This window comes from Lentiprolixibacter sp., from assembly GCF_982873095.1.
Map to the genome: position 1 here is coordinate 1 of NZ_CEYNTP010000234.1, position 4,323 is coordinate 4,323.

The 4,323-nt window shown below is 41.5% G+C and carries 5 protein-coding genes; 3 read left to right on the forward strand and 2 right to left on the reverse strand.

The features are described 5' to 3' along the window. From AC4E7D_RS12180 to AC4E7D_RS12190, 3 genes are all read left to right on the forward strand, one after another. On the forward strand, positions 1 to 559 hold a 559-nt coding region (locus AC4E7D_RS12180), incomplete at its 5' end, for a hypothetical protein (protein WP_490174064.1). 22 nt (positions 560 to 581) lie between these two features. Next, entirely contained in the window at positions 582 to 1,838 is a 1,257-nt protein-coding gene (locus AC4E7D_RS12185; RefSeq protein WP_490174065.1) for a serine hydrolase domain-containing protein, read from the forward strand. A 78-nt stretch (positions 1,839 to 1,916) separates the two neighbouring features. Continuing rightward, positions 1,917 to 2,486 (forward strand): hypothetical protein, encoded by a 570-nt coding sequence (locus tag AC4E7D_RS12190; protein WP_490174066.1) that lies wholly within the window; start codon positions 1,917 to 1,919, stop codon positions 2,484 to 2,486. Positions 2,487 to 2,630: 144 nt separating this feature from the next. Here AC4E7D_RS12190 and AC4E7D_RS12195 read toward each other — a convergent pair whose 3' ends face one another. Further along, the gene (locus AC4E7D_RS12195; RefSeq protein ID WP_490174067.1) at positions 2,631 to 3,434 is read right to left on the reverse strand and encodes a hypothetical protein; all 804 of its coding nucleotides are present in this window, start codon (positions 3,432 to 3,434) and stop codon (positions 2,631 to 2,633) included. 238 nt (positions 3,435 to 3,672) lie between these two features. Then, positions 3,673 to 4,323: endonuclease/exonuclease/phosphatase family protein (locus AC4E7D_RS12200; protein WP_490174068.1), on the reverse strand; the 651-nt coding region annotated here is incomplete at its 5' end.

Below are 4,323 nucleotides of genomic sequence, written 5' to 3' on the forward strand. Positions count from 1 at the left end.
CTTTTTTATATACCTCTGGCCTTTTGTCTATGGCTTTATTTTTATGGCTGATAGAGATTTCATTGGCATGATCAAGTCCAGAAGGTACCTATTGCTGATAGTAGGTGTTTTAAGTTCATTAACTTTTATGTATTTAGGTTCCACAAGTGATCAGATGGTACAGGCGTATACGGCGCCTGAGTTTGACTTACTTCACCTTCTGATTTCTATAGTTGCCATATTTATTGCCTTAAGCTGGACACTGTTTTTCCTTGGGTTGTTTGCGACTAAGTTGGACTTCAAACACAGACTACTCGTACCTGCCAACATTAGCATTTTACCTGTTTACATTCTGCATCAAACACTAATCATTGTATTTGGGTATTACATTATATCCATTGACCTGAATTTGTTTGTCAAATTCGGATTTATTGCTCTAACAGCCATTCCTGCATCCATCCTTCTATACCAGCTAATTAGAACCAATAACATTACACGATTTGTATTTGGACTTAAACCTTCCACAAAACAACTCAAGGAGCCTAAGGCATCAGCAAAGACTACTGCATCAATAAAATGAAATGGAACCTTGTCCAATTGAAATGAAAAAAAAAAAAGACCCCAAAACTCGAAGAAAAACAAAACGACGAAATATTGTAATCGCGGTTGTTATTTTATTCGTCGTTTTGGTCACATATATTGCCCGTCCTAAAATCCCCCAGCCACCAGAAACCGTTCCAAATGTTCCTGAACTTGAAGCTTATCTCGAAACTCTGGTAGATTCTGGTTCTCCCCAGGGACTTTCAATGATAATCGTAAAGAACGACAGCATTGTATTCAGTAAAGGTTTTGGCTGGGCAGATGGTCCACGTAAAATAAAGGCCACGCCAGAGACTGTATACCATTGGTGGTCCATTACTAAAATACCTACTGCAATAGCCATTCTTCAGCTTCAGGAACAAGGCAAACTCAATTTGGATGATGCCGTTTCCAGGTATCTTCCCTTCTTCGAAGTAGAATATCCATCAGATAAAAGGACTACCATAACAATACGGCATCTGCTGAATCACAGCTCGGGCATACCGGATGCAGGCGGTATGAAGTTAGCCAAATGGATACATCACGATGGGGAACCCGCCTTGGATCAGACGGCATTCACAGCCGAGGTTTTTCCTGATTATTCCACATTAATCTTTGAACCCGGTGAAGATACCGCCTATACAAATATTGGTTATATGCTTCTCGGTGCAATTATTGAGAAAGTAAGTGCGCAAGACTACAGGGGCTACATCAGACAAAACATACTTGAACCGCTTGAGATGACCCAAACAGATTTTGAATACACCCCTGAAATGGGAGCAGTTGAAGCTGCCGGGTCTCATCCCTCCATAAGTTTCATGTCGCCACTGCTTCATATAATGATGGGCTCGTATATACGCGAAAGCGCTAATGGTAGTATATGGATGGAACGTGTTTACACTGATCAGGAGCCTCCATCAGCTTTAATAGGATCTGTAACAGATGCTGCACGCCTGGTCAGAGCTTATTTGAATAATGGGGCACTCAATGGCCAGCGTATCCTTTCTGAAAACTCCATAGAATTAATGACCAATAGCAGCCATGTAGCCGAAGCTAATGATGAAGGTTTGTTTTTCTTCAGGCGGGGAATTGGCTGGCACATATTCAAAGAAAACGACGGATATAAGCTCGAACATACAGGAGGAGGTCCTGGTTTCTTTACCATCATGCAGATTTACCCTGATAAAGATTTGGGGCTGGTACTATTTTGCAACGATGTTACCCTTGAACAGTACGGTTGGAAGATTTTACAATTAGGTGCCAGTTTAAATTGGGAGTGAATAGTCATTGAATGACATAAATCATTGGGCACTTACTTCAACGACAATAGCTTTATAGCGGTAATTTAAAAAGGGCGTATGGGCGACTTTAACTACAAGAAGTATTTTCTACGGACATTAATTGTTGCACTAGTTATTAGTGCAGTAATAGGAATAGTTATTTTTCTCGTTGGAGACTTTGGTGAAACTGAAATAAAATTACTCTTCACAACCCTGGCAATAGGTGGCTATAGTCTTACAGGACTGAGCTGTTCTACAATTCACAATCGCGCCAAGTTTAAGTCATTCTCTGTAATTGGAATGCTTATTTCTGTTTTTGCATTCCTGACTACTATTATCGCAATCTGGGATATTATTGACCCTGATGACATGTGGCAGACAGTACTAATTTTCATTATCCTGTCCATATCTATGGCTCATATTTCACTTTTGCTTCAAATCAGACCAAAATCAAAAAAAATTAAGTATTCACTATTTGCTACCATTATTTTCGGAACCATAGTGGCACTAATGCTAATAAAGTCGACCATAACAAAATTCGAAGACTCTGAATTCTATTTCAGACTATTAGGAGTATTCTCCATTCTTGTTGTTTTGGGAACCATCGCAACGCCGATTCTAAACAGGATATCTGAGAAAAAAGAATAAAAGACTGTTACCAACACTCGTAATGTTTATTGCGGCTGAAGTTTTGAATCGCTTAAAAACTAACTTCTGGCAATGCCGCATTTAATAGAAAAGACCCGGTTTAGAAAAAACCAGGTCTTTAATGCTCAAGAACTGAAAACATAACTAATTGTCTCTTTTGTTCTTTTTCTTTTCCTTCTTCTTTTTTACTTCTTTCCTGTTTTCCCTTTCTCTTTTCCGGGCCTCTTTCATTTCTTCATTCCGGCGTTCATGTTCTTCCCTGATGCGTTCATTTTCCTCTTTCATTATCTCACGCCTTGCCTCAGCTTCTTCTCTGCCTCTCTCCCGGTAGAATTCCCTTTCCTCTTCCATTGCCTCACGTCTGGCCTCTGCTTCTTCTTTAGCAAATTCTCTCCGGTACTCATCCTCTTCCTTGAACCGCTCACGGTAGAATTCATCCTGTCTCTGCATTTCCTCCCGCATGCGTTCACGCTCTTTCAGCATGAATTCGCGCTCCAACTCCATTTCCTTTAACATGAGCTGGCGTCTGTATTCATCTTCCTTTTTGGCGAGTTCACGATAGTATTCGTCCTCACGCTTCATCTGCTCCCGAAGGGCCTCATCATGTCTTTTCATCTCTTCACGAATGCGCTCATTCTCCTTTTGAATGGCTTCACGTTCCAGCTCAAAATCTTTTAACATAGCCTCACGTCTCAACTCCTGTTCTTTCTTGTTCAACTCACGATTGTACTCTGCGCGACGTTTGGCAGCTTCACGCATACGTTCATCATTTCTTCTCAATTCTTCCAGCAAACGCTTTTGTTCTTTGATGCGTGCTTCACGTTGAATTTCTAACTCTTTAGCGAGTTGTTCCCCGTTGGTCTCCGCCCTGTTTTCTTGCGCCTCAACAGTCATACCTAATGAGAATACTAAGCTTAGGGCGATTAGGATTAATTTTTTTCGTTTCATAATTCGTTCTGTTTTCTTCTCAACTTCAAATTACATGCCAAAACAATAATATACGATTTTGTAAATAAAGGAGAAGATGTCTAATTATTTATGATACATCCCTTGTTATGAAACCAAACAAGATTTATACCCTATTGCAGCCACAGGGCTTCACGAGGAGCTAAAGCTGCATTCAGCCAAAAACGTATTAAGCCCTCTACTTAAATATTAAAATTAGATATTGGAAAATGTGGCACACTTAGGTATTGAACTTGAGCTGTATATAAACAGGGAAATGATCGCTATACCCACCGATGTATTTTTTCCCTACATAGGTGCGGAAGGGGTTGCCGCGATAGCGCCCTTTCCATTCCTTAAGGAAATGGGCATCAAAAATATTGGCGTGGGCAAAGCTGTGGCTCCCTTTTTCATAGTTGAAAAAGCTTGGGGAAATCAGGATCTGGTCAAACAAAGACCAACTCCTCCTATAGTTGGCACTTCCCCGTTCCGGGGAGGCCAGTTTCTCCATCGGATTATAAAGGTCCAGGCTGTTTTTAAGGTGCTGTAGACTTTTGGCTTTGGGGCCGTCATTAAAATCCCCCATGACAATAAAATTAGAGTTAGGATGGCTTTCTGCAATCTCCAGCATGAAATGAGAAAGGGTCTCCGATGCGATTAGCCTGCGTTGCTCCGTCACTTCCTCGCCTCTGCGGCGGGAGGGCCAGTGATTGACAAAAACGTGTAGCTGTTCCCCATTTAATTTCCCCTCCACGTAGAGGATGTCACGGGTAAAATCACGCACCCCCTCTTCGTTGTACACCAGCAAGGGGATGGCTTCTGAACGCAAAGGCTCAAAACAAGCCGGGTCGTAAAACAAGGCAGTGTCTATCCCCCTTTCGTCAGGGGAATC